At 56.2% G+C, this 22,171-nt stretch carries 18 protein-coding genes; 4 read left to right on the plus strand and 14 right to left on the minus strand.

Going from position 1 to position 22,171, the window contains the following annotated elements; genetic code table 11:
* Position 1: 1 nt before the first annotated feature.
* Positions 2-520, minus strand: a complete 519-nt coding sequence (locus C7433_RS05365; protein WP_110267754.1) for a GNAT family N-acetyltransferase — start codon at positions 518-520, stop codon at positions 2-4.
* Positions 517-1,080, minus strand: coding sequence for a helix-turn-helix domain-containing protein (locus C7433_RS05370; protein ID WP_006118574.1), 564 nt, complete (start codon positions 1,078-1,080; stop codon positions 517-519). Before C7433_RS05370 ends, C7433_RS05365 begins: the two co-directional genes overlap by 4 nt.
* Before the next feature lie 147 nt (positions 1,081-1,227).
* On the opposite strand from C7433_RS05370, the gene C7433_RS05375 reads away from it, so the two are divergent.
* Positions 1,228-1,962: a MerR family transcriptional regulator gene (locus tag C7433_RS05375; protein WP_006118575.1), complete on the plus strand. Its 735-nt coding sequence runs from the start codon at positions 1,228-1,230 to the stop codon at positions 1,960-1,962.
* Between the two features lie 172 nt (positions 1,963-2,134).
* On the opposite strand, the gene C7433_RS05380 is transcribed toward C7433_RS05375, so the two are convergent.
* The 8 genes from C7433_RS05380 to bglX form a co-directional block, all read right to left on the minus strand.
* Entirely contained in the window at positions 2,135-2,866 is a 732-nt protein-coding gene (locus tag C7433_RS05380; protein ID WP_033737703.1) for an ABC transporter permease, read from the minus strand.
* Positions 2,854-3,801: an ABC transporter ATP-binding protein gene (locus C7433_RS05385; protein ID WP_110267755.1), complete on the minus strand. Its 948-nt coding sequence runs from the start codon at positions 3,799-3,801 to the stop codon at positions 2,854-2,856. The genes C7433_RS05380 and C7433_RS05385 overlap by 13 nt, the downstream gene beginning before the upstream one ends.
* Positions 3,794-4,969, minus strand: coding sequence for an ABC transporter permease (locus C7433_RS05390; RefSeq protein ID WP_110267756.1), 1,176 nt, complete (start codon positions 4,967-4,969; stop codon positions 3,794-3,796). The genes C7433_RS05385 and C7433_RS05390 overlap by 8 nt, the downstream gene beginning before the upstream one ends.
* A 2-nt stretch (positions 4,970-4,971) precedes the next feature.
* Positions 4,972-5,829 carry an ABC transporter substrate-binding protein gene (locus C7433_RS05395; RefSeq protein WP_050504735.1) on the minus strand — a complete coding sequence of 286 codons (858 nt, stop codon included), beginning with the start codon at positions 5,827-5,829 and terminating at the stop codon, positions 4,972-4,974.
* Between the two features lie 231 nt (positions 5,830-6,060).
* Positions 6,061-6,594, minus strand: a complete 534-nt coding sequence (idi, locus tag C7433_RS05400) for an isopentenyl-diphosphate Delta-isomerase (protein ID WP_033737707.1) — start codon at positions 6,592-6,594, stop codon at positions 6,061-6,063.
* A 147-nt stretch (positions 6,595-6,741) separates the two neighbouring features.
* Positions 6,742-8,637: a methyl-accepting chemotaxis protein gene (locus C7433_RS05405; RefSeq protein WP_054634278.1), complete on the minus strand. Its 1,896-nt coding sequence runs from the start codon at positions 8,635-8,637 to the stop codon at positions 6,742-6,744.
* A gap of 177 nt (positions 8,638-8,814) precedes the next feature.
* Positions 8,815-9,921 carry a suppressor of fused domain protein gene (locus C7433_RS05410; protein WP_039341470.1) on the minus strand — a complete coding sequence of 369 codons (1,107 nt, stop codon included), beginning with the start codon at positions 9,919-9,921 and terminating at the stop codon, positions 8,815-8,817.
* 196 nt (positions 9,922-10,117) lie between these two features.
* On the minus strand, positions 10,118-12,415 hold the full coding sequence (gene bglX / locus C7433_RS05415) for a beta-glucosidase BglX (RefSeq protein WP_033737709.1): 2,298 nt from the start codon (positions 12,413-12,415) through the stop codon (positions 10,118-10,120).
* Between the two features lie 151 nt (positions 12,416-12,566).
* Here bglX and dld point away from each other — a divergent pair, with 151 nt between their 5' ends.
* Positions 12,567-14,270 carry a D-lactate dehydrogenase gene (gene dld / locus C7433_RS05420; protein ID WP_110267757.1) on the plus strand — a complete coding sequence of 568 codons (1,704 nt, stop codon included), beginning with the start codon at positions 12,567-12,569 and terminating at the stop codon, positions 14,268-14,270.
* Positions 14,271-14,320: 50 nt separating this feature from the next.
* Here the strand turns inward: dld and C7433_RS05425 are convergent, their stop codons facing one another.
* The 3 genes from C7433_RS05425 to C7433_RS05435 form a co-directional block, all read right to left on the minus strand.
* Positions 14,321-16,774 (minus strand): DUF3772 domain-containing protein, encoded by a 2,454-nt coding sequence (locus C7433_RS05425; protein ID WP_033737711.1) that lies wholly within the window; start codon positions 16,772-16,774, stop codon positions 14,321-14,323.
* Between the two features lie 134 nt (positions 16,775-16,908).
* Positions 16,909-17,856, minus strand: coding sequence for a D-alanyl-D-alanine endopeptidase (gene pbpG, locus C7433_RS05430; protein ID WP_033737712.1), 948 nt, complete (start codon positions 17,854-17,856; stop codon positions 16,909-16,911).
* A gap of 175 nt (positions 17,857-18,031) precedes the next feature.
* Positions 18,032-18,619 (minus strand): Yip1 family protein, encoded by a 588-nt coding sequence (locus C7433_RS05435; protein ID WP_033737713.1) that lies wholly within the window; start codon positions 18,617-18,619, stop codon positions 18,032-18,034.
* Between the two features lie 206 nt (positions 18,620-18,825).
* On the opposite strand from C7433_RS05435, the gene C7433_RS05440 reads away from it, so the two are divergent.
* Entirely contained in the window at positions 18,826-19,404 is a 579-nt protein-coding gene (locus tag C7433_RS05440; protein ID WP_033737714.1) for a DedA family protein, read from the plus strand.
* Here C7433_RS05440 and C7433_RS05445 read toward each other — a convergent pair.
* Positions 19,398-20,171, minus strand: coding sequence for an SDR family oxidoreductase (locus C7433_RS05445; RefSeq protein WP_033737715.1), 774 nt, complete (start codon positions 20,169-20,171; stop codon positions 19,398-19,400). The two genes, C7433_RS05440 and C7433_RS05445, sit on opposite strands and share 7 nt — an antisense overlap.
* Positions 20,172-20,327: 156 nt before the next feature.
* Here C7433_RS05445 and C7433_RS05450 point away from each other — a divergent pair, with 156 nt between their 5' ends.
* On the plus strand, positions 20,328-22,142 hold the full coding sequence (locus C7433_RS05450; RefSeq protein ID WP_110267758.1) for a glycoside hydrolase family 15 protein: 1,815 nt from the start codon (positions 20,328-20,330) through the stop codon (positions 22,140-22,142).
* Positions 22,143-22,171 lie beyond the last annotated feature (29 nt).

The raw sequence follows: 22,171 nt of genomic DNA on the forward strand, positions 1-22,171 counted from the left end.
GCTACGTCAGCAGCTTAAACATCACCGTGGTCGCGTCCATCTCACCGTGAATGGATTCCGCATAGAGAGGAATAAATCCGGCCACCTGCCAGTTCAGCGCCAGGTAAAGCTCGCTGGCGACATCGCCACGCCGCGTGTCCAGCACCAGTAAGCGTTTCCCCTGCTGGCGTGCCCGCTGCTCTGCCTGCTGCATTAACTGGCGTGCAATGCCCTGCCGCCGCGCGCGGGGATGCACTAATAATTTACTGATCTCGGCCCGGTGTCGGCCATTCGGCATTGCGCTCGCGTTCAGCATAACCGTCGCGACAACCGCGCCATGCTGACGGGCGACCAGCAGCTCACTTTGGCCCTGTTCCAGTCCGGCAAGCTGACGTTGCCAGAACTGATGAATGGCCGCCCGGTCATCGGGCTCGATAAACCCGACGCTGGCCCCGTCGGCGACACAGGCCTGTAAAACCTCGACCAGCTCGCTTAACGCCTGGTGCGCCGCACCGGCACTGAGTGATTCATAGAGTGTCATGGTTTACATACCACCAGCAGGTAACGCGCACCTTCAGTCAGATGCGCCTGAAAGCCGGATGCGCCCGTAAGATGGAAACGCAGGCTGTCGCCCGGACCGAGTGTCCAGCTCTGCGCGCCCATCGTTACCGTCAGTTGCCCTTGTCGCAGCCAGATATGCTGCTCCATGCCCTGCACGGGCGGCGCATTGTAATCAATACGGGCACCCGGTCGCAGCGTTCCCTCAATAAGCTCACATCGGAAGGTGGCCGCAGGCGGCGATACGTTACGGCGAATAAAACCGCTGGCTTCGTCCTGCCAGACCGGTTGGCGATCGCGCGGAATCAGCAGATCGTTACCTTCTTCAACTTCGCTCAACAGGCGTGACATTGTTAAACTGTAAGCGACGCATAAGCGGTTCAGGAGAGCAGCCGTTGGACTGGTTTCAGCGCGCTCAATACGCGATAATGTTGCCCGGCTAATGCCTGTTGCGGTGGATAACTCATCCAGTGACCAGCCCTGTTTTATGCGCAGTTCTGCCAGGCGAGCCGCGAGGCGTTGTTCAGTATTATCAGCAGCCATTTTTATCTCTATTATGAAATTTAATTCTCACAATTGAGATAGGACACCATTTAAGCGCAGCCGTCAAGTTGTACATTTAAAAATTGGTTGTACAACTTAACAGGCTTCGCTATGGTGGTTTCATTCAGGTCAGTGAAAGAGGTAAATATGACCTTATACAGTATCGGCGACGTCGCCGAGCGCTGTGGCATAAATCCGGTTACCTTACGCGCCTGGCAACGACGTTATGGATTATTGAAACCACAACGTACTGAAGGCGGTCATCGACAGTTCGATGAAGAAGATGTTCAGCGCATCCAGGAAATTATGCGCTGGATTGAGAGTGGAGTCCCGGTAGGCAAGGTAAAAGCCCTACTGGAAGGCGGCGATGTTGATACGCATGATGGCTGGACGGCTATGCAGGACGAGCTTATCAGCATACTGCGCCATGTAAGACCGGCAAAGCTACGCAATAAAATCGCCTTAATTGGCCGCGAATATGCAGTCGATTCGTTGATCGATCATGTTTTTATGCCCGTAAGGCAAAAACTCAGCCTTGATCAGAATACGGCCCGCACGATGTGCAGCCTGCTGGACGGCATTCTGATCGACTATGTGGCGTTCTGTCTTGCCAGTAATCGCAAAAAGGCAGGCAAGGAAGCGCTGATCATTGGCTGGGGCATTGAGGATCGAACCCGCATCTGGCTGGAAGGCTGGCGGTTATCCCAGCATGGCTGGCGGATTGATGTGCTGTCAGAACCGCTGGATGTTCCGCGACCGGAGCTGTTTCCCGGGCTGAATATGTTTGTTTTTACGGGGAAAAAACTGACGCGTCGTCAGCAGGAACAACTGTCGCACTGGCAGGAGCAGGGATTCTCTGTTCTTTTGCATGAGGCTCACTGACACAAAAACGCACGCTCGGCACTATGACGGCTGCCTTGCGCGCGCTATCATCCCCGCCTTCCCATCAACACCTTCAGGTTATTTATGAACTGGAAAAAAACCTTTTTCGCCACGCTGTTTGCTATTCTGGCGCTTGGCGGAACCAGTGGGCTGATGCTGGTTGGCTATTCGCTCATCGTCCATTCACGCTAAATCTGCGCTGTAGCCGTTCAAACAGGCGATCGCAGACAATCGCCAACAGTGCGACCAGTAAAGCGCCCTGCAGCACATAGGCGGTATTAAAGCCGCTTAATCCAATAATGATGGGCGATCCCAGGCTTTTTGCCCCTACGGTAGAGGCGATGGCTGCCGTACCGATATTGATAATCACCGACGTGCGCATTCCCGCAATAATCACCGGCGCGGCCAGGGCGAGCTCCACCTGCCATAAGCGCTGCCAACGGCTCATTCCCACCCCTACGGCAATCTCCCGGCTGCTGGCAGGTACGTTGTCCAGCCCCGCTAAGGTGCCCTGAAGGATGGGCAGCAAACCATAGAGCAGTAATGCCACGATCGCGGGCCAGGCGCCAAATCCCATCACCGGGATCGCAATGGCCAGCACGGCCACAGGCGGGATGGTCTGACCGGCTGCCGCAATGGTTTCCAGCAGAGGGCGGAAAGCGCGACCACTGCGACGCGTCGCCAGCACGCCACAGCCGACGCCGATAACGGTTGCCAGCAGACTGGCTACGACCACTAAAAACAGGTGCGCCAGGGTGAGTTGCCAGAAACTGTCCTGCTGGTAGAGTGGGCGCGCAAGTTCAGGGAACCAGGCGGCAAACAGCGGCCCACTGTAGGGCATCGCCCAGAGCAGTCCCAGATAGAGCAGCACCAGCCACAGTAGCGGATCGGCTAACCGTCGCATCGGCCCGTCTCCGCATGATGCAGCAGGTCAGCGAAGTGAAGCACACCAAGCGGGCGGTGATCGCCATCGACTACCGGCAATTTATCGGTGCCGCGACTGATAAACTGCGACAGCGCCTCACGTAACGTCAGATCTGCCCTGAGCGGTTCTGCTTCCAGCCATTCGCCATGACGCACCACGCTGCCGACCTGTCCGAGCGCCAGTAGCCGCAGTCCTCTTTCACTGCGGCCAAAAAAATCCCGGACAAAATCGTTGCCTGGCCGGGTCAGCAACGTCAGCGGTTTCCCCTGCTGAACGATCTCACCGTCATGGAGCAGCACGATGTTGTCGGCCAGCGTCAGGGCTTCATCAATATCATGCGTCACCAACACAATCGTGCAGCCGGAGACCTGATGGATACGTAACATTTCCTGTTGTAGCGCGCTGCGCGTTACCGGATCCAGTGCACCAAACGGTTCATCCATCAGTAACACCTGGGGATCGGCTGCCAGCGCCCGGGCAACCCCGACGCGCTGCTGCTGCCCGCCGGAAAGCTGATGCGGATAGCGACGCAATAAGGCCGGATCCAGATTCAGTAGCGTCATGAGTTCCGCAATTCGTGCCTGGCGGCGTGCATTCGGCCAGCCAAGCAAGGCGGGCACGGTGGCAATATTCTTTTCGATCGTCCAGTGGGGAAATAACCCCGTCGACTGAATCGCATAGCCCATTTGTCGGCGCAGGGCCTGCGCATCCAGCTGACGAATCGACGTCCCCCGAAAGCGAATATCGCCCTGATCGTACTCCACCAGGCGGTTAATCATTTTCAGCGTGGTCGACTTGCCGGAACCCGACGTACCCAACAGAACGCTAAAGCTTCCCTCGGCAAGCGTCAGAGAAATATTTTTCACCGCCGCCTGGCCCGCAAAGTATTTTGTGACGCGCTCAAACTCAATCATCGCTTCGCTCCAGCAGGGCTATCACTACCCGAAATAACGCATCCAGCACGACCGCCAGCGCAATGACCGGGATCACGCCTAACAGCACCAGATCCAGCGCATTGCTCAGCAATCCCTGGAAAATAATGGCGCCGAATCCGCCTGCGCCAATCAGCGCCGCGATCACCGCCATGCCCAGCGTCTGCACCACCACCACACGTAATCCTGCCAGCCACACTGGCAACGCCAGGGGGACGTCAACGGTAAGGAACTGCTGGCGGCGATTCAGTCCCATGCCGCGCGCAGTTTCGCGCACGTCCGGAGGCACCTGTTGCAGACCGGTCACCACATTGCGCACAAGCGGCAACAGCGCATAGAGCACCAGGGCGATGATCGCGGGCGCCATCCCAATGCCGCTGATGCCCCATTCACCTGCCAGGGGAACACGTTTTGCCAGCGCCGCCAGCGGGGCAATCAGTAAACCAAACAACGCCACTGAGGGCACTGTCTGAACGACATTCAGTACGCCAAACACACTGCTTTGCCAGCCAGGCCGTCGGTAGAGCGCTATGCCAAGCGGCAACGCGATGAGTAAGGCAGGCAGAACGGTGCCGACTAATAACGTCAGATGGCGCAGTAAAGCGGCATCGAACACCGCCTCACGACTGGCATATTCTTTAAGCAGAGACAGCTGTGAAAGTTGACCGCTGAACAGCAGAAACAGAGGGATGATCCAGACCGACAGATTCAGCACGAGCTGCCAGCGCTTATGTTTGGTTAACTGACGCACCGTATCCGTGATGAGCAGTAGCGTAATGGCACTTGCACACCACATGCCGCTGGCAAACCGGGTACGCGCGAGCCGGCTACCCTGCTCCGCCACCCATGTTGCCTGATCGCCGCACACGCCAGTCAGCGCCGCCAACAGCAGGGCGGCGGTGAGGAATTGCAGGGCGCTGCGCAGGGAAGACGATCGTATCCATAACAGTGCCACCAGCATCAGCCACAGCGGGAGCACCAGGCTGCCGTGTGCGGTTTGCCAGAGCATCAGGGACTGGCCGCTGACCAGCCGGTTGGCCGCCACAATGACAAACGGCAGCCCGCCCAGCACCAGACTCAGGAGCAAAACAAGGACCAGAGCCACAGGCTGTCGCCAGGGCCAGCTGATGACCGACCGCGTAAGCGACACCGTTACAGCAGCTTTTGCTGTTGCAGCCACGCTTTTGCCACACTGCTGGCATCCTGCCCTTCCACAGCAATTTTGGCGTTGAGCTGTTGCAATGTCTTTTCGTCAAGTGCACTGAACGCCGGTTTTAGCCAGGCATCCATTTGCGGATAGGCTTTGAGCACCGCTTCACGTACAACGGGTGTGGGCGCATAGATGGGCTGCACGCCTTTGGGATCGCTCAGGGTTTTCAGGCCCAGCGCGGCAACCGGGCCATCCGTGCCGTAGGCCATGGCCGCATTTACCCCGGAGGTTTGCTGGGCGGCCGCACCGATAGTCACCGCCGTATCGCCGCCTGCCAGCGATAACAGTTGATCCTGCTTAAGCGTAAAGTCATAGGCTTTTTCAAAGGCCGGCAATGCATCGCTGCGTTCAATAAATTCCGCCGAGGCAGCCAGCTTAAACGTACCGCCTTTTTTGAGATAAGCGCTCAGGTCCTGTAGTGAATTAAGCTGATTTTTTTCGGCCACATCATTGCGCACCGCAATGGTCCAGGTGTTATTGGCGGGCGCGGGCGTCAGCCAGATCAGGTGATTTTTCTCTGCATCCAGCTTTTTGACCTTCTCATAACCCTGACGGGCATTCTTCCAGGCACTGTCTTTTTCGTCGTTAAAAAAGAACGCGCCATTACCGGTGTATTCCGGGTAGATATCCAGTTCCCCCGCCGTAATGGCACCGCGTACCACCTGGGTGGCGCCCAACTGAATTTTATTCACGGTTTTGACACCATGCTTTTCCAGCACCAGCAGAATCACATTTCCCAACAGTGAGCCTTCGGTATCAATCTTGGAACCGACACGAACCGGTTCGGCCGCATGCGCCATCCCGAGACTAAACACTACTGCACCGATGCCCGCCCAACCGCGAATAGTTGCCATGTTGCTTTCCTTATCACGTTATTCACCTGGAGTCGCCGTTGGTTGTCAGCACTGCGAAACGCGCACGGGCACCCCACCGTTTTTATTCATTGCAATAAAAGCGTAGCCTGGCAACAGCGTTGCGCGATGGGTTTTGTGACGAAACCGGCCCTGACCACATCAGCCAGGGCGAGATCGTTATGCCGGGAAAGTGAAATGCTCAAGGTAGGCAGGAATACGCGGGAACGTATGAAGAAACCAGGGCGTAAACTGCTGCGGCTGCTGCTGCATTTGCCGGGCGATATCCTGCATCGAACGGTAGTCGAAAGCGTCGGCCTCCTGCGGATTAAGCTGGGGCAGCTCATCGCTGAGCGCAAAAAACACATGGCCGTATTCATGCTCTGTCAGACCATTACTCAGGGGCAGGTTGTAGCTCAGTTCGAAGATCGGCGTCAGCGACAAGGTCATGCCCATTTCTTCACGTAACCGACGTTCAGCCGCGTCTTTAGTCGACTCATGAGGATAAGGATGGCCGCAGCAGGTATTACTCCAGAGGCCGCCGCAATGGTATTTATCGCTGGCGCGACGCTGAAGCAGCAATTCCTGACGGGCGTTAAAAACATACACCGTCACGGCACGGTGCAGTAATCCTTTTTCATGTACTTCCAGCTTTTCCATTTTGCCAGTGGGGCGATCAAGATGGTCGACGAGGATGACTTCAATAGCAGACATGAGGATTCCTTGAATGTGTTCCTCATCATTCTGGCACAAGATCGGCGAGGTTGAGGGGATAAAATTGTGCTGTTTATGCACAAATCTGTCAGACGGTGAAGCCGATCGGCAAAAATGTCGGGCCAGCGGAGGCTGGCCCGATGGGCGTTACAGTTTAAAGCTTTTCACAACCTGTTCCAGTTGCAGACTTTGCGCTTCCATCGCCTGGGCGGCTGAGGAGACTTCTTCAACCAGCACGGCGTTTTGCTGCGTGGTGCTGTCTAGCTGGTTGATGGCCACGTTGACCTGCTCAATGCCCATGCTCTGCTCACGGCTGGCCGCCATAATCTCGCTCATCAGCGTGGTCACGCTGCTGACGCCCTGCACCAGTTCGTCCATCGTCTGCCCGGCCTGCTCGACCAACTGGCTACCCGCATCGATATTGGCTACGGACTCTTCGATGAGTTTTTTGATCTCACGGGCGGAGTTAGCGGAACGTTGCGCCAGGTTACGGACTTCTGATGCCACCACGGCAAAGCCCCGGCCCTGTTCTCCGGCACGCGCCGCTTCAACGGCGGCGTTCAGCGCCAGGATATTGGTCTGGAAGGCAATGCTGTCGATCACGCTAATGATATCCACGACTTTACGTGAAGAGTGATGGATTTCACCCATGGTGCTGACGACCTGCCGAACCACCTCTGTGCCACGTGCCGCCACCTGTGACGCCTCACCGGCCAGCTGGTTCGCATGTGTGGCGTTATCGGCGTTCTGACGCACGGTGCCGGTCAGCTGTTCCATTGAGGCCGCGGTCTCAACAATCGAGCTGGCCTGATCTTCCGTCCGTGACGACAGATTCGTATTACCGCTGGCAATTTCACGTGATGCGGCTGAAATGGCCAGTGCGCTGCTGCCAACCTGCTGCATTAACCCTTGCAGGTAGCTGATAAAATTATTGAAGCTCTGTGCCACCGCGTTGAATTCCGGGCTGTTGCTGGCCGGCAGGCGCTGGGTCAAATCCGCACCGCCTGTCGACAAGGCTTCAATATTTTGATTCAGCATTCTCAGGCGCTTCATCATCGCGCGGACAAAGCCTAACAGCACCAGTAACAGAATAACTGCCAGCGGGATCTGTACCAGGCCCAGACGCATCAGCATGTTGTGGGACTGTGCTTTCAGGAGGCTGCTCGGAACGCTACTGGCCAGATACCACGGGCTGCCCGGAATAGCCTGTAAAAACAGCGTCTGTTCACCGTCATGACTATTGTAAGTGGTTTCTGTCGGCTGGGTGCCTGCGTGAGCCAGCAGGGTTTTCAATGGTCCAGCCATTGGATTCTGCAGGTCACTCAGGTTCTCAAGTTTTGGCGTACCGTTCGCCAGCGCTGCGTTGCCGACCACTTTGCCGTCAGACTCAACGATCAGTACGTCTCCATGAATCGCCTCGCCCATTTTTTTAGCCAGTTGGTTGAAAAAACCCAACGTAACGTCGATGGTTGAGACGCCCCAGACGGAACCGTCGCGGTAGATGGCCATCGCACAGTTGGTACGCGGCTGTGGGCTGGCGGCATCCTGATAAGCCTTAGCCCAGGCGCACTGCCCTTTTGGTGCAGCCATCCCGTCTTTGTACCAGGGCTGCTCCCAGTATTTGTCAGCCGCCTCAGAGTTCCAGTAGGTATTCACCTGCAGCTTATTGCTGGCATCGCGCGCGAAAAAGCTGCTGTCTTTCTCTTTTCCGGCTTCGCGACGATTAGGTAAGGGCCAGATACCGCCGCCAAAGACGTTGCTGTCCTGATACTGGTTGACCAGCGCCGGTAATAAGGTGTCGATCGCCGCGCTGTCGATGACGGCCGCAGCCTCGGTGATGGCGCGTTGCTGCGCCTGCACACGGTTCATTTGCTCAACAATGCCGGTAGCCAGTGAATCCACCTGATAACGAATCAGGCGGCTTTCATTTTCCACCAGTTGAGGCGCAACAAACTGATTAATTACCCAGATAGTGACCAACATTAACGCAACAAAGAAGCCGATAAGTGTTGCGGTGAAGCGGGATTGCGTGGTCTTTAACATCATTGTTCCCCTGACCTTTTGCGGCGCCATTGCCTGATCCGGGTTAACGGCACAGCAAAGGGGAACTTGAGTAGACTAGATCACAAATTTAACAAGTCATTTAACAACAAAGATATTTAATTGCGCCAGGTGCGTAACTTTCTTACCCCTGGCGGCAGGCGCACCCGATTGCGCGGCTTATCCCGCCTCGACGACCTGCTCGCGTGGCCGGAAAATATGGGTATTTCCGCCAGCGGAAAGGCGTTCACGCAGTTGTTGCCCGCCCTGGGGTTCAGCCTGAGCAAACTGACGCTCCGCTTCGGTTACCGGCGTGGCCCACAGTAACGTTGGCCTGTCGCCATCGCGCCTCGGCAGGACAAACTGCGCGCTTTCCGGTGCCAGCTCGTTGGCTAACAGATAGCTTTCAAATCCCACAGGAGCCACTTCCGAAGCCAGCGTATGGCCTTCGCCGAGCCAGGTGAGGCGCGCCCATGGTAAATGCACAAATTCTGCCAGCGCACTGGCCATTTGCACCGCATTGCTCTCCGTCATCACCTCGCCATCAACAGCCATCCCCAGCTCTGCCCGGCGATAGTGCGGTGCCAGTTCATCAAACAGAAAATCCACCTGCGGCATGGGACGAATACTCATCCCCAGCGTCAGAAAATACCAGATGCCGTTGTGATAATGCTGCGACAGCGCCATTGGCGGCCAGTTGCCTTGATCGATCGCGTAGTATTTTACCGACTCGCCAAACTGTGCCTGATAACAGGTCATCAGATCCTGCTGTACCTTGTCCCATTCGCTGCCGTCATGCCATTCACGCCAGAACTGCCGTTGCTGTTCGGCCAGGGCGTAATAATGGTTAGTGGACGCCGAACCCAGGGGTGCGGTCAGCCGGTTCTTTTTAATACAGCCTGCAGAAAAACTGACCTGCTTATCCTGATAAAGACTCCAGCCCGGGATCACGGCAAGAAGCTGACCGTAGTACCAGAGTGCTGCGCCCGCGTCGCCCGGTTCCCAGAGTATTTGCAGCCCGGCCGGATCCAGCGGCGGCTCCGCTTCCAGGTTACGACAGTATTCGGCACTTAACAGGGGGGCAATGCCCTGCGCCATCGCCTGGTGATCGTCCTCAACCGGCGCGGGCAGGAGGTTACGTAACCAGCAGCCCCGCACCGCAAACTGGCTACGAAACAGGTCAGTGGGCCAGATATAGAAATAAGCAGTACGCGCATCCTGTTCGACAATGGCCGTCAGGGTGCGCTGCTGATTGTGGGCTTCGGCAATCAGTGTTTGGTACGTCATAGCGCCTCATTCGTGCTTGAGGAATCCATTTTCCCCGAGGATAGAGCAGGATCATGCCTGTCGCCATGTCAGACAAGGGTAAAACTCTCAAAATGGGGAGGTCCGGGCAGGATGGCGGAAGCAGAAACGGGATGCGCTTCCCCGGAACGGGGAAGCGTTAATCAGCACGAACCGGACGCGCGGTTCGTGCCGGGGCTTACTGATAGGTAAACTGGGCGTTCTGGGTGCGTACTGAGTCCAGACCAATCATGACGTTAAATTTGCCCGGTTCAGCAACGTGTTTCATCTGCTGATTCCAGAATTTCAGTGCATCAACGTCAATCCTGAAGGTCACTTTCTGCGACTCCCCGGCTTTAAGCATGATCCGTTTGAACCCGTGCAGCTCTTTTACCGGCCGGCTCATGCTGGCTACCGGATCGTTCAGGTACAGCTGGACGACCGTGGCCCCGTCAACTTTACCGCTGTTTGTTACGGTCACGCTGGCTTCAACACTGCCGTTGTGCGGCATGGTTTCAGCGGACAGCGTCACCGGCGACACGGTAAACGTGGTATAGCTCAGGCCGTAACCAAACGGATAGAGCGGGCCATTTTCCGCATCGTAATAATGGGACGTGTACTTGTTTGGCTTGGCAAAGTTATAAGGCCGGCCGGTCGGCAGATGGTTGTAATAGATGGGAATTTGTCCCACGGAACGCGGGAAGGACATCGGCAGCTTGCCGGACGGGTTGTAATCGCCAAACAGCACATCCGCAATGGCATTGCCCCCTTCTGTCCCGCTGAACCAGGTTTCCAGCATGGCATCGGCCATACGATCTTCGTTGACCAGCGCCAATGGACGACCGTTCATCAGTACGATGACCAGCGGCTTGCCTGTTGCCTTCAGCGCAGCCAGTAATTTTTGCTGCGCAGGTGGAATCATCAGATCGCTACGGCTGGACGCTTCGTGCGCCATGCCCTGCGCTTCCCCCACGGCGGCCACGACGACATCTGCCTGTTTTGCCTTCTCTACCGCCTCATCGATCATGGCCTGTGCGGAGCGCGGATCGACGACGATGGCAGGTTCATACATATTCAGGAAGTCCTGAATACCTTTGTTGTCTGACACGTTGGATCCTTTGGCATACAGCAGCGTCGCTTTACCCTGCGTCGCATTTTGCATCCCCTGCAACAGCGAAACAGACTGTTTCGCGACACCTGCCGCTGACCAGCTGCCCATGATATCGCGCTGGCTGTCTGCCAGCGGCCCGATCAAGGCAATGGTGCCGGATTTTTTCAGCGGTAACGTATTCAGGCGGTTTTTCAGCAGCACCATACTTTTGCGTGCCACATCCCGGGCTTCGGGACGATGCAGGCGGCTTTCCGCATTGGTGTCCTGGGGATCGCTCTCTTTCGGCCCCAGATGACTATAGGGATCGTTAAACAGCCCCATGTCGTATTTCACGTTAAGCACGTGGCGCGCCGCATCGTCGATTTCCGCCCGACTGACGATGCCGCGTTTCACCAGGTCCGGTAAGTATTTGCTGTAATATTCATCGCTCATACTCATATCGACACCGGATTTGAGGGCAATACGCACCGCATCCTGAGGATCGCTCGCCACGCCATGTTTAATCAACTCTTTGATCGCACCGTGGTCGCTGATGGTGATCCCTTTAAATTTCCAGTCACGACGCAGCAGATCTTTCAGCAGCCAGCTGTCGGCCGTGGCGGGCACACCATTAATGGAGTTGAGTGCCACCATGACGCCGCCGCTGCCGGCATCCAGAGAGGCTTTATACGGCGGCAGATAGTCCTGGAACATGCGTTGCGGACTCATGTCCACGGTGTTGTAATCCCGTCCGCCTTCAACCGCGCCGTACAGCGCAAAGTGCTTTACGCTGGTCATAATGTTGTAGCGGTCTGCCGGGCTTTTGCCCTGCATCGCCTTCACCATGGTGCGTCCCATTTCGGACGTTAAATAGGTGTCCTCGCCGAAGCCTTCGGACACGCGTCCCCAGCGCGGCTCCCGGCTGACGTCAACCATCGGCGCCCAGGTCATATTTAACCCATCGTCTGCCGCTTCATAAGCTGAAATGCGCCCAACCTCTTTAACGGCATCCAGATCCCAGCTGGAGGCTAACGCCAGCGGAATCGGGAAAATCGTCCGCTGACCGTGCACGACGTCATAGGCGAAAAACAGCGGAATTTTCAGCCGGCTGAGCTGCATCACCTGATCCTGCATCGCCCGGATATCCGGGCGCGTAACCGTATTAAAAATCGCGCCCACCTGCCCCTTGTGGATCATCTCACGCACGGCTTCTTTTGGCGTATCCGGTCCCACGCTAATTAAACGCAACTGGCCAATTTTCTCATCCAGCGTCATTTTTTTAAGCAGATTATTGACGTAGGCATCACGCGCCTTTTCGGTCATCGGATGCTGAACGGTGGGCTCCCCGGCCAGTGCAGGTTGCAGCGCAAGGGAAACAGCGAGGCTAACAGCGCAAATCCATTTCATCGGGTTGGGTTCTCTTAAGTAACTGCGCAATATCGACTAAATGCAGGATGGCATCATCAGAGCATAGCATGTCGCCTGCGGCTATCACACTGCGCCCGACGCAACTGACGTGCTACAGTAAGGACGCATGCATACGACAAGGGAATTGCCCATGATGACATCGTCTGTCCTGATTGCCGATCTGCGCCGTCTGGTTGGCACAAGTAACGTTCTGACTGAGGCCGCGCACACGGCTCGCTATCGTAAAGGCTTTCGTTCTGGTGAAGGCGAGGCGCTGGCCGTGGTGTTTCCGGCTACGCTGCTGGAGCTGTGGCGCGTACTGCAAACGCTGGTCGCTGCGGATGCAATCATTTTGATGCAGGCGGCCAATACCGGCCTGACCGAAGGCTCGACGCCGCAGGGCGACGACTACGATCGTCCGTTGGTGATTATCAGCACACTGAAGCTGGATAAGCTACAGCTCATCGATAAGGGCCGACAGGTCCTGTCCTTTCCGGGCAGTACCCTGTATCAACTGGAAAAGATCCTGAAGCCGCTGGGCCGTGAGCCGCACTCGGTGATTGGATCTTCCTGTATTGGTGCGTCGGTGCTGGGTGGCATCTGTAATAACTCTGGCGGCTCGCTGATCAAACGCGGCCCGGCCTACAGTGAAATGGCGCTGTTTGCTCAGATTGATGCCCAGGGGCGACTGAAGCTGGTCAATCATCTGGGCATTGACCTGGGCACCTCGCCGGAAGAGATTCTGGGACGCCTGGATGACGATCGCTGGCAGCCGGACGATGTCCTGCATGATGGCCGTCACGCGTCCGATCATGATTATGCTGACCGCGTGCGCGATGTGAATGCCGATACGCCCGCCCGTTTTAACGCGGATGCCCGTCGTCTGTTTGAAGCGTCCGGCTGCGCAGGCAAGCTGGCGGTTTTCGCGGTACGCCTGGACACATTTGAGCAGGAACCGCAGCAGCAGGTGTTCTATATCGGCACTAACGATGCCGCCGTGCTCAGCGACCTGCGCTGCCATATGCTGGCCCATTTTAAAAACCTGCCCGTTGCCGCGGAATATATGCACCGGGATATCTACGATATCGCCGAAGTGTACGGCAAAGATACATTCCTGATGATTGACAAGCTGGGCACCGACAAGATGCCCCTGTTTTTTACGCTTAAAGGTCGGGTTGACGGCTGGCTTAATAAACTGTCTTTCATAAAACCGCATCTGACTGACCGGCTGCTGCAACGGCTGAGTCGCCTGTTTCCGGCGCATCTGCCGAAACGCATGAAGCAGTATCGCGATAAATACCAGCATCATTTAATGCTGAAAATGTCGGGTGACGGCGTCGAAGAGGCGCGCAACTACCTGCGGGAGTTTTTCCGTGAAGGTGGCGGAGAGTTTTTTGAGTGCGAAGGCAAAGAAGGCGCGCACGCTTTCCTGCACCGCTTTGCCGCTGCCGGTGCGGCAGTGCGTTATCACGCCGTTCACGCCACAGAGGTGGAAGATATTCTGGCGCTGGATATTGCGCTGCGCCGCAATGACAGAGACTGGTTCGAAACCCTGCCTGCCGGGATAACGCAGTCACTCAGTCATCAGCTGTATTACGGCCATTTTTTCTGCCATGTCTTCCATCAGGACTACATCGTTAAAAAAGGGGTGGATGTCCATGCCCTGAAAGCGCAAATGCTGGCGATTCTGAAGACGCGCGGCGCGGAGTATCCGGCAGAGCATAACGTCGGCCATCTCTATCAGGCCCAGCCGCAGCTGGCCGCGTTCTATCGTCAGCTCGATCCGACCAACAGCTTTAACCCCGGTATTGGCAAAACCAGTAAGCTGAAAGGCTGGGCGGTCAGGCAGCCCTGACGCCTCAAAAGGCCATGAAAAAACAGGCAGCCATAGGGCTGCCTGTTTCATTAACGCGGTTGCTCTGTGACCGTTACGTCATCGCTGACATCCGAGGCCAGCAGCTGGCGACGTTCGATAATCATGGTCTGCGGCGTCGACAGGACGATCCCTTCTTTACGTAATCGCGTCAGAATATCAAACAGCAGATCGCTTTTTGCGCCTGCAATCTGGCGCTGGCTGGCCACGTTACCGGTTACGCTGAGTACAATGCCCTGCGCGGTAAGATCTTTAAACGACACTGACGGTTCCGGCGTCTCCAGAATGCGCTCATTCTCTTCATACACCTTAAGCAGAATTTCACGTACCTGCACGGGGTCAATATTGAGCGGGAACGTCAGGGTAATCGTCACCACGCCCTGCGCGTTACCCATGGTCGCGTTACGGACGTTCTGAGAAATAAACTGCGAGTTAGGCACGATCACCGTAGATTTATCGCCCAGCTGAATTTCCGTCGCACGCACGTTGATGCGACGAATATCCCCTTCCACGCCGCTGATCGTTACCAGATCGCCCACTTTCACCGGGCGCTCAGTCAGCAGAATCAGACCCGAAATAAAGTTCTTAACGATCTCCTGTAAGCCGAAACCGATACCGACAGATAATGCACTGACGATCCAGGCCAGCTTGTTCCATTGCAGCCCCATAATCGACAGGGTCAGCAGGATAATCAGCACATAGCCCACGTTACTGAACAGCGTCACCAGGGACACCCGCATCCCGCTGTCCATGGTGGTTTTGGGCAGGAAGTCGTTGTCCAGCCAGCGCCGCACTGAACGCAAGACGTAAATCCCGACAATCAGGCACAGCAATGCATTTACCAGGTGCGCCGGAACGATATTCAGCGACTCCAGGCCTTTACCGCCCCAGAATTCGATGGCCTTCTGCAACAACTCAATCGGCGTGGACGAGGCAAAGGTGCCGTTGAGCAGCGCCAGCGCCACAAACAGCACCAGGAACGTTTTACCTATCGCCGCCAGAATGGTCGCCACCTGCTGCAGATGACGTTCATCAATGTTCAGTGAACTCTGGATGCGTTTACCTGTCGTGTTACTGATTGAGAACAGACTCTCACAGCCGTCGTTGACCAGATGACTGAGAATATAAAATGAGCCAAACAAAATGCCGCACCACACCAGCTCATAGCTGAGAAAACGCGCCAGCGTGACGTAGCCGATCACCAGCGAGGCCAGGATGGTCAGCGCGGTGATCGTCAGCGCCATCTGAATCAATCCAACCAGGGTAGAACGCGCTTCCGGCGGCGTACCCGACTGCGCCAGGCGACGACGAACGCGCTTGGTGCGCATGCTGATCGCCAGTGCCGTAGTGCCGATAAGTAATGCCGTCAGGCCGTTGGCAAAAATACTGGTATTCAGGCTGGTGCCGACGGTGTAGTTAAAGGACTCGACCATCTGAAAGATAAACACCAGCAGGGCCGTAATCGGCGGGAACGGTTTAAGCGCGATGGCGACTTCGTTCGAAATCGTCGGCAGACGCCAGCTGGGGCGACGCGTAGATAAAAAGGCACGGCCCAGCCCGGCAATCAGGCCACAGTAGACGCTGAGTTCGACCAGACGGTAAATAAAGTCCTGCACATCGCTGGAGACTTCATCGCGGCGCGTAAAGGCCTGCGAAATAAAGACGAAGGTCAGGACAACGGCCGCCAGGCTGGTCAGCGCCACGGCAGTCGCCAGAAAACTACGGCGCAAACGCCCTTCAGGCAATTTATTGATACTGACCCAGGCCAGGAACTCTTCACCATAGCGACGGCCGAGCGTCATCACCAGCACCGCGGCCAGCAACCAGCCAACCGTGCCAATGCGCCAGCCCGGCTCCCAGGAGAGTGCGGCCGTGTCTTTCAGCTCATTGAGAAAATCGCCAATTTTTTCCGCATCCAGATCCTGACTACTTAACACGGGCGCCCAGAAGCGCGGCCCCAGAATACTGCCTGAATTCAGGGCGAGTTTATTTTTTAGCTGGTCGCGGCGCAGATTGACGATTTGTGAGGAGAGCATCAGTGCACTGTTTTTAATGCCTTCCGCCTGCTTGATTTGATCGTCAAGCTTGCTCTTCTGACTTTCCAGCGCGCTGCGTTTGCGCGTCACGTCTGGTGTCTCTTTGACGCCGCTTTCCGGTTTAGGTGCCGGACCGAGCACGGCCAGCTGCGCTTCCAGTTGTTGACGATCGGGCTGTAACGCCTGCGCAAGCGTATCCGTATTGCCTGATAGCTCCAGCGCCATCTCATTCAGACGACTGAGCTTATTTTCGTCGCTTTCAACGGAGACCTGGCTTTTAATTTTATCGAGGATCTTCTGCATTTTCGGCAGCTCGACAGAGGCATCCACCTTGGGTTTGTCGTCGGTTTGCTGCGTGGCTTGCGTCGCATCGTCGGCAAAACTCAGCGCGGGTGCGAGCGTCATCAACGCGAAAAAAATCAGAACACTAAATGAACGTAACTTGAGCATATCAATGAGATTCCGGCACAGTAATCAGGCGAATCACCCTCGCCATTTGCGGGTAGTTTAGATTTTCGTCTGCCATGAAACTATAGGAATACAGGTCAATCTCAGCCGGGGAAACGTAGCGCCCCGGCAGAGGATTACTCTACAGCGGCCCCACTGGCTGCGTTGCTGGCAACCTCATCCGCTTTTTGTTTTTTATAGGCCAGCGCAGCCGCCGGAACCGGCGCAGCCTTGCCGGTTTCCAGCCAGTCGCGCAGACGATTCGCATCGGCGAAATGGGTATATTTGCCAAACGCATCGAGTACCACCAGCGCGACCGGGCGGTTCTTAATCATCGTCCGCATGACCAGACAGTGCCCCGCCTGATCGGTGTAACCCGTTTTCGTTAACTGGATATGCCAGCCATTTTTATACACCAGGTGATTGGTATTGCGGAACGGCAGCGCATAACTCGGATGGGCAAACACGGCGGTTTCTTCTTTGGTCGTGCTGAGCTCACCCAGAAGCGGATATTCACGCGTCGCTTTCAGCAGCTTCACCAGATCCTGGGCGCTGGACACGTTTTTGATAGAGAGGCCCGTGGGTTCAACGTAATGCGTGTGCATCATGCCGAGCGCGCGCGCCTTGGCATTCATTGCCCGGATAAAAGCATCGTACCCGCCCGGATAAGCGTGAGCCAGACTGGCTGCCGCGCGGTTTTCCGAGGACATCAGCGCCAGCATCAGCATACTGCGGCGACTAATTTCGCTGTTCAGTTTGACGCGCGAAAACACACCACGCATCTCGGGGGTCTGGCTGATATCGACCTTCACCATCTCGTTCATCGGCTGGTGCGCATCCAGTACCACCATGGCCGTCATTAACTTCGTGATGGACGCGATGGGGCGCACCCGATCCGGGTGACTGGAGAACAGGACTTTACCATTGGTCAGATCGACAATCAGGGCGCTCCCTGAGGCGATTTGCGGCTGAGCAATCGGGGCCATCTGCGACAACGTGGTGGTCGCCTGTGCTGGAAGGGTAAAAACCTGCCCGGAAACGAGCAGCGCCAGCGACAACAGTGAAAAGCGAATTTTTGCAGGCATCGTGGAAAAAAGACCCGGTTAAGATTGTGCGCTGTGTAAACACAGGCCGCCAACGCCTGAACAGGCAGAGCGCGGGCTGGCCGCAGCATCATACGCTGAAGTCAGGGAATTTTCCTGGTGAGATTGTTTCTGAGCGTTAAAAAAAGGTTGCCGCCCTGTAGGCGGCAACGGCAGGTTAAAACAGACGCGGGCCATAGCCCCATAACACCACGGTCAGAGCCAGTAGCACTTCGAAGACCAGCACACCAATAGCCAGTGTTGAACTGGAAAAACGCAGACTTTCGTCACGGTCGATATTCAGAAACAGCGGAATGCCGACATACAGCAGATACCCGGTATACAGGAGCGCCAGCGCTGCCGCCAGCACACATAGCCAGACCAGCGGATAAAGCGCGACAAGGCCGCTCAAAAACAGGGGCGTAGCGACATAGCCCGCAAATACGGTGCAGCGCCCCATGCTGGGACGATGGGGATAGTCACGCGCCATCCAGTGAATCACCCGCCCCATAACGGCGACGCCGCCCAGGATCACCAGATAGAACAGAATCCCCAGGCCCAACGCCGTCAGCAAATTAAGCTGCACATATTGCCCTTCTCCCAGGTTCCAGCCTGACTGAGTGGTGCCAATCATGGCGCAGATCACCGGCACAGCGGCCATCAGCAGCACGTGGTGAGTGTAATGGTGCGAAACCGTTTCGTTCTCTTGCTTGATAGTGCGCATTTCCTGGTTCGGATGCGCTAACAAACCCCAGACATGGTTCATACGCTTACTCCTCTGACCGATTGGGCCACCCGATCTGTTAACATTTCCACAAGGGGGCAGCAGTCATTTGAGTATAATCGGCAGGATAATTTCTGGGGCCTCTGCGCAAAAAAACGGCGAAAAAGATCGCTTACGGGGTCTTAATCCGCTGTCCTGGCAAATCGGGTATAGACTGAAAGAAAAATCTTCACACAGGGAGTTCAGCCTTGCATTTGGATATCAATGGGTTAATTACGCAGTACGGCTATCTTGCGCTGTTTATTGGCTGTATTGCCGAGGGCGAAACGTTTTTGCTGCTGGGCGGGGTTGCCGCTCACGAAGGGCTACTGCACTACAGTGGCGTCGTACTGGCGGCGATGGCGGGCGGCGTGGTGGGCGATCAGATGCTCTACTGGATTGGCCGGCGTTTTGGTACCCGCATTTTGCGACGCTTTAAAAAACATCAGGATAAAGTGGTGAAGGCGAACCGCCTGATTAAGCGTCGTCCCAGCCTGTTCGTGATTGGCGCACGTTTTATGTATGGCTTTCGTATTATTGGGCCGATCATTATTGGCGCAAGCCGCCTGAAGCCGCTGAAGTTTTTTCTCCTCAACGTCACCGGGGCGGCTGTCTGGGCACTGCTGTTTGTTACGCTCGGCTATTTTGCAGGCGGCATTATCGCCCCCTGGCTGCACAAACTCGACCAACACTTTAAACACCTGCTATGGCTGGGCGCGGCGGTGGTCTTTGCGTTTGTGCTGCGCTGGGCGATTCGCCGCTGGAATCATCACCGGGCCGATCAGTAGCCTTTAAACTGTGGGTTGGCCAGCATAAAGCCGCCATCGATAATAAACGACTGACCGGTGGTATAGGTCGCCCACTCGGAACTCAGCCAGGCTACCATACTGGCAATTTCGTGCGTATCGCCAGGGCGGCCGGCAGGAATTTCCGGCATCTTTACGTTGTGCGCATCCGCGTCGGACATCTTGTTCATCGGCGTCGCAATCGCCCCCGGGGCGACCGCATTGACCAGAATATTGTGGGGCAGCAGACTCAGCGCCATCGATTTGGTCAGGCCGCCTGCCGCATGTTTTGCCGCGGTATAGGCCACTGAGCCCGGCAGGGGCGTATGCTCGTGCACAGAGGTGATGTTGATGATGCGTCCGCCCTGCCCTTGTTTGATCATGTTACGTGCCGCCACCTGCCCACAGATAAAGACGCCATCGACATCCACGCTGAAGGTTTTACGCCAGTCTTCCCAGGTCACGTCCATAAAGTCGGCTTTAAAATTTGCCCCGGCATTGTTGACCAGCACATCGATACGGCCCAGTTTGTCGATCAACTGCTGCAACACCTTGCCGCCTTCTGGCGGATCGGCCAGATCAAGCTGAATCGTCTCTGCCCGTTGTCCGGTCTCTTCTACCCGACGGGCGGTCCGCTGTGCGCCTTCCTCGTCAGAACGCCAGGTGATGCCAATATCAAAGCCCTGTTCGGCTAACATCTCAGCACAACGGCTGCCGATGCCCGAATCCGATGCGGTCACAATGGCCACTTTTCGTTGGGGTGCTGTCATAACGGTCTCCTCTGGAAGTGTATGAAAAGTATATACCGGGCTGAAAATTGTGCCGGACGCGGACAACGGGCTCGCCAGGTTAACGATCTGTGCCCGAACGAAGCGGTATGCAGGTACCTGGCTATAGTTAAGTCAGACACTGACAGGGAGAACGCGATGAGTAAGGTTAAACGCAAGATTGACGATCATGGTGTCATAGGTGATCTCCGCACCTGTGCACTGGTCGCAAACGATGGCACGATCGACTATCTCTGCTGGCCGGAGCTGGACAGCCCGTCGGTGTTTTCGGCCTTACTGGACAGTGACGAAGCGGGCCTGTTTTCAATCGCACCCGACTGGCAAAACGCCCGTCGGCAACAAATTTACCTGCCGGATACCAATATTCTGCAAACGCGCTGGCTGGCCGAAGAAGGCGTGGCCGAAATTACTGACTACATGCCCATCTGCGATCGTCAGGACAAACTGCCACGCATTATCCGCCGGGTGAAAATGGTGCGGGGTCAGGCCCGGTTTAACATGGTCTGTTCGCCTCGCCATGATTACGCCCGCGCGGAAACCCGCGCCGAGATTCAGCGCGGTTGTATCGATTTTCATGCGACGGATCAGCCCTCGCTTCGGCTGGCCGCCACGGTCGTGATGACCCTGGAAGGTAATAGCGCCACCGCCAGTTTCGAGTTAAAAGCGGGCGAACACGCCGAATTTGAATTCGGCAGCGTAAATGACGCACACGTTGAAAAACTGGCGACCGCGAACTGTTTCGAAGAGACGCTGAGCTACTGGCGTGAGTGGAGTTGCCACAGCACCTATCGTGGCCGCTGGCAGGAAATGGTCCAGCGCTCAGCGTTGGTGCTGAAGCTGCTGACTTCCTGGCAGCACGGCTCCATTGCCGCCGCCGCAACCTTTGGCCTGCCGGAGGAGCTGGGGGGCGAACGTAACTGGGATTACCGTGCCTCCTGGATACGCGATGCGTCCTTCAGCATGTACGCGCTGATGCGCCTGGGCTACGTGGATGAGGCCAAGCACTTCACCGAATGGGTTGGTCGCTGTGTGGAAAACAGCCATCATGACGAGATGCGTTTACAGGTGATGTATCGCCTGGACAGCAGCACGGAACTGCAGGAAATGTCGCTGCTCAACCTGTCCGGCTATGCCGATTCCTGCCCGGTCAGGATAGGCAACGATGCCTGGCAACAGAAACAACTGGATATCTATGGCGAACTGATGGACGCCATTTACCTTGCCAATAAATATGGTGAAGCCATCTCTCAACGGGGCTGGAACCATGTCTCAGAGATGCTGGACTGGCTCTGTGATAACTGGCATCAGCCGGATGCGGGCATCTGGGAAATGCGCGGTGAACCGGAGCACTTCCTGCATTCCCGTTTGATGTGCTGGGTGGCCATGGATCGCGGGCTGCGTCTTGGCATGAAACGTTCCCTGCCGATGCCTTATGAGCGGTGGGACCGTACCCGGCGCGAGATTCGCGACGATATCTGGAAAAACTTCTGGAACAGCGAACGCGGCCATTTTGTTTCGACCCGCCATGGCGATTACCTGGATGCCTCCATGCTGCTGATGCCGCTGGTGCGTTTTGTCGGCGCAACTGATCCTGACTGGATTGCCACGCTGGATGCCATCAAGGCGAATCTGGTCAGCGATGGGATGGTGCGCCGCTATAACATCCATGAAACCCCGGCGGACGGGCTCACCGGCGGAGAAGGTTCATTTGGTGCCTGCTCGTTCTGGTACGTCGAATGTCTGGCACGTGCCGGACGCGTACGCGAAGCCCATTTTGAGTTCGAGAAATTACTGAGCTACGCTAATCCATTGGGGTTATATGCCGAAGAGTTCGACAGCCACGGCCAGGCACTAGGCAATATGCCGCAGGCGCTGACGCATCTCGCCCTGATTAGCGCCGCCTTTTTCCTGAACCGCAAGCTAAACGGAGATGTCACGTTATGGCAGCCGTAAAGGGCGTTTTTCGCCCAAAATGTTAATGA

Origin of the sequence: Pantoea sp. PNA 03-3, assembly GCF_003201175.1 — a bacterium.
Lineage (GTDB): Bacteria > Pseudomonadota > Gammaproteobacteria > Enterobacterales > Enterobacteriaceae > Pantoea > Pantoea stewartii.